Origin of the sequence: Treponema sp., assembly GCF_017430385.1 — a bacterium.
GTDB lineage: Bacteria > Spirochaetota > Spirochaetia > Treponematales > Treponemataceae > Treponema_D.
Genome location: NZ_JAFRNB010000119.1, coordinates 1 through 4,085, shown reverse-complemented (window position 1 = coordinate 4,085; position 4,085 = coordinate 1). Strand labels below are relative to the sequence as shown.

The 4,085-nt window shown below is 42.6% G+C and carries 8 protein-coding genes; all 8 read right to left on the bottom strand.

Annotation, left to right across the window (positions count from 1 at the left end; all coding sequences use genetic code 11):
* On the bottom strand, positions 1-381 hold a 381-nt coding region (locus IJJ71_RS08545; protein WP_296846410.1), incomplete at its 3' end, for an aminotransferase class I/II-fold pyridoxal phosphate-dependent enzyme.
* A 37-nt stretch (positions 382-418) separates the two neighbouring features.
* Positions 419-727, bottom strand: a complete 309-nt coding sequence (locus IJJ71_RS08540; protein WP_296846409.1) for a DUF4160 domain-containing protein — start codon at positions 725-727, stop codon at positions 419-421.
* Positions 690-959, bottom strand: coding sequence for a hypothetical protein (locus IJJ71_RS08535; protein ID WP_296846408.1), 270 nt, complete (start codon positions 957-959; stop codon positions 690-692). The genes IJJ71_RS08540 and IJJ71_RS08535 overlap by 38 nt, the downstream gene beginning before the upstream one ends.
* A 77-nt stretch (positions 960-1,036) precedes the next feature.
* Positions 1,037-1,654, bottom strand: coding sequence for a response regulator transcription factor (locus tag IJJ71_RS08530; RefSeq protein ID WP_296846407.1), 618 nt, complete (start codon positions 1,652-1,654; stop codon positions 1,037-1,039).
* Positions 1,655-1,657: 3 nt separating this feature from the next.
* Positions 1,658-2,614, bottom strand: a complete 957-nt coding sequence (locus IJJ71_RS08525; protein WP_296846406.1) for a sensor histidine kinase — start codon at positions 2,612-2,614, stop codon at positions 1,658-1,660.
* Complete coding sequence (locus tag IJJ71_RS08520) at positions 2,611-3,249, bottom strand: hypothetical protein (protein ID WP_296846405.1); 639 nt, start codon at positions 3,247-3,249, stop codon at positions 2,611-2,613. Before IJJ71_RS08520 ends, IJJ71_RS08525 begins: the two co-directional genes overlap by 4 nt.
* Positions 3,250-3,340: 91 nt before the next feature.
* The gene (locus IJJ71_RS08515; protein ID WP_296846404.1) at positions 3,341-3,742 is read right to left on the bottom strand and encodes a hypothetical protein; all 402 of its coding nucleotides are present in this window, start codon (positions 3,740-3,742) and stop codon (positions 3,341-3,343) included.
* Between the two features lie 100 nt (positions 3,743-3,842).
* Positions 3,843-4,085: Lrp/AsnC family transcriptional regulator (locus IJJ71_RS08510; protein ID WP_296846403.1), on the bottom strand; the 243-nt coding region annotated here is incomplete at its 5' end.

The window sequence follows — 4,085 nt, the reverse complement described above, 5'->3', positions numbered from 1 at the left end:
GTTCACATAGCACGGCTGCACCACGATGATTTCGTCCCCGGGGTTCAAGATGGCCCTGAGCACCGCGTCCACGCCCTCGCTTGCGCCCACCGTAATCAGCACTTCGTTCTTGGGGTTGTAGAACATTCCGTAGTGTTCCATGTATTTTGCGATTTCTTCCCGAAGCTCTATCAGGCCCCAGTTCGACGTGTAGGATGTGTGTCCCTTTTCAAGATGGTAGTATGCTTCCTCGCGGATGACCCACGGGGTAGGAAAATCAGGCTCTCCCACCGAAAGTGAAATCACGTCGTCATGCCCAATGAGCATCTCAAAAAACTTGCGGATTCCGCTTGGCGGAATGTTCATCATCGATTTTGAAAATTTGTCCGGTCTATCATTCATTTTCATTACCCCAGAATTAGGAATATATTTTTAATACCTATGCATAAAATTTGAGCATATTTTTTCCAAAATGCTTTTGCCACTCAGAACAAATCAAAAAGAATTGGTCAGACACAATTTTCAGAATATTATTCAGTTGATGTTCAGGTATGCGACTGTTGTTATTAGCAAGAATACAGCCACCAGTTGATGTGAGCCAAACCTTTGTTGCATTTGGAACTGGATTTCCTTTTGCGACATGAATATGCACAGGCTCGCAATTTTCATTTGACCAAAAATAGATTGCATAACTTCCTATTTTGAAAATGCTAGGCAACTTGGCTTCCCCCATTTGCAGCAAATTCAAAAATCGTGTGAGCATTGTGATGCAACAATTCTGTAAAGAAAGCTATTTCTTCATCAGAAAATCCATCATTAAAAAGCCATTTGTATGAAGGTAACTCGCAACGGGCTGATTTAAAACCACCAAAAACCGGACGCTCAAAATGCACTTCAACATATTTTTCGCCATTGCGCTCTAGCAATTCTGTATGCACAATTTCCGTTTCATCTGCGAGCGTAATGTACCCATAAATCATTGTACACCTCCACAGCAGCTATTTTAGAATATTATAGAAGATTTTGGAAGTATTTTTTCTTTTGCGAGGGAAATCTGCTAGCCGAATCGCTTAATCAGCTCGCTTTTGTCATTGATTCCAGTCTTTTCGTAAATTCTTGAAATATAATTCTCTACGGCACGCTTTTTGATGCAAAGCGTGTCCGCAATCTTGTCATTGGAAAATTGGCGGAGAAGCAAACCCATCACTTCTTTTTCGCGGCGGGTAAGCGCGTCCGTAAATGAATTGAACTGCTCAACCTTTTTCTGCAGCTCACTCTGAACAAAAAGTTCGCCACCCAGAACTTTTTCCATGCACAAAAGAAGTTCGTCCGACGACGCATTTTTTGAGACATAGCCGCACGCACCGCTCTCAATCGTATTCTGCACGATTTCAGGAGCAAAAAACATCGAATACACGATTATTATAAGCTCAGGGTACAGCTCGTGAATTTGACTCACAAGGTCAAAGCCTGTGTCCGCGCCGTAAAAGTTCAGGTCGGAAATAACAACGGCAGGAAGATTGCCGTCGCTGGCAAACTGCTCCAAGTCACAGAGAGCTTTCTTGGAATCGGCAGAGCTTCCAAGACTTTTCCAGCTGGAATTTTTTTCGATATATGAAGAAGTTCCAAGCCTCAAAAGCTCGTGGTCATCAATTATGTAAAAAGTCTTTTCCATTTTCTAAATCTCCACTGTAAGCCAAGTACCAAATCCTTCCTCGGAAAAATATGTCACTGAACCACCGATAAGTTTTGCACGCTCAAAAATGTTCCTCAGCCCAAAGTGCATTGGCTCAATATTGCCCCCATCGTCGTTTATCTGAGAAATAAGGCTCTCGCTCATGCCACGGCCGTCATCAGTAATTATGATTTTAAGCGATTTTGGCTCATTCTTCTTGAAGAACACCGTTGCTTCAGAAGCCTGTGCATGTTTCTGGATATTCTGCAATGCTTCCTGCACGATTCTGTAAATATTCATCAGCTCATCGCCGTTCAGATTCGCAAAATCAACTGACGGCTCGCACACAACGCGGAACTGAAAGTCCGAATTCTCGGTATCAAAAATCTTCTGCCCCAAGAGCGCAATCAGCGGAATCATGTTGCTTCCTGTGATTACGGGCGGCGTAAGGTTGTAGCAGAGATTACGGATATTCTTGATGCTCTCGTTCTGAATTGCGATGATTTTTTGCGCCGTTACCTTGTCGGAAAGACCTTCGGCAAGAAGGGAGACATATCGAAGGCTCTGAGCCACAGAATCATGCAACTCCTGACTGATTCGCCGCCGCTCCGATTCCTGCACCTGAATCGAATGTTGCAGAAATTGTTCCGAATTATAGATGATTTTATTCTTGTGCTTGTTTTCCCGAACATTCAGGAGGACAAGGATAACAGCCCCGCCCAAAATCGTCGCGATGAGCCACATGAAATAACTGAATAATTTCTGGTGCGTCTCTTCAAGCTCGCGGTTTTTCTCTTTTAGCTGCAAGATTATTTCTTCATTTGAAAGGGCGGATTTTTGAGAGTTAGCATTTTCATAAATTTGATTTGGGCTGCTCAAATCTTCCTGCGCGCTGTCTGCGTAACAGCAGGAAAATGAGAGAAGAGCAGAAATTACGAGCAATCGAAGGAATCTTTTCATGGAATTTTGTGCGAGAATTTACTCTGAACTGTCCCCCCCCCATGCGACATTATACGAGTATGAAGTTTGAAGATTCCGAAACCTGCGAAAGTGGTGATTATCCTGTCCAAGATAATTACTGGGATTCTTCCAAGAATGGAAGATGCAAGAAAGTCAAACTGCTCTCCGTTGAAAGCATAGATAATCTGGTCGAAAGTCCAGTCTTTTTGATTCAGGTTGTATGTAAAGTAACTGATGAAGCCCGAAACAACGGAACAGGCAAGTCCTGCAATGATAGAAGCAGTCAAAATATAGAGGAAAGTAAGGTTCACGCCTTTTTTCAGATTTTCCTTCTTGCGGACAAAAAGCCATGTCACGACGATTATTGTAAGGGCAGAAATCGTGTAAAGATACACATAGTCGGTCTGTCCGTACAGAACGAAAAGTTTTGCGCAAATCAGGCTGATAAAAATCACATATTCAAAAAATGCAGCCACCGAACCGAAAGTGAAAAGAGCGGCAATCATAAAAATCGTGTCAAAGAAAAGCGGTGCTGTCAGAATGTCCTGAAAAAATGTGGCGGTACAAAAATCAAGGATGCTGAAAACGAGAATTGTTAGGATGCGTGATGTGATTTTTTCTGTCGGTCTTTGCATACTATACCATAGGATTTTTGAATATTCTATTGTAAAAAAGTCCGCCTGAAAAATCAGACGGACTTTAGCTCAAAATCTGATAAGTTGCAGATTATTTAGTTTTTGTGAAAGTGCTGCCAACTGCCTGGAATGTGCCGTTTGTAACCACGAGCTCATTATCTTCTACTTCTTCAACCCAACCTGTATTAAGCGTATTCGACGAATGCGTCTGATGCTGGTGGATTGTGCCGTTATCAAAAGTACCGGTGAGTGTGTAAGTTCCTTTTCCTTTGTTTGTAGAGTAAGAACCTGTTGTCCATGTCATCAGGTAAGTGCCGTCTGCATTGTAATCAAGTTTTATAGTTCCGCCAAATCCAGCTCCAGTAAAGGTTGCGGTTCCTGTGGTTGTTGTCTGTCCGCTGGATGAGCTTGAACTGCTATCAGAGTCACCGCTGCACCCAACAAAGGACAACGCCAAAAATCCCGCCGCAAGCAAAGCCATAAACTTTTTCATAAAATACTCCTAAAACTTTATTTTAGAAGTATTTTAATTATCGATAAAATAAAAAGAAAGTGAGTTTTACGCACCAATTTGCAAAACCATCAGCAGGTTCTTACGCCATTACACCTTCACGGCGGTCTGATTCGTCCTCAACATAAAGAACATCGTTCTCCTTGTATTTTTTGAGCAGAAAATGAGTCTTTGTGGAACGAACGCCATTGAGCGTAGAAAGTTTGCTTGAAACAAACCCAGCGACTTCTTTGAGGCTGTCGCCCTCAATCACAACTTTCAGGTCATATCCGCCGCTCATCAAGTAAAGGGATTTTACCTGCGGGAATCGATAAATTCGCTCCGC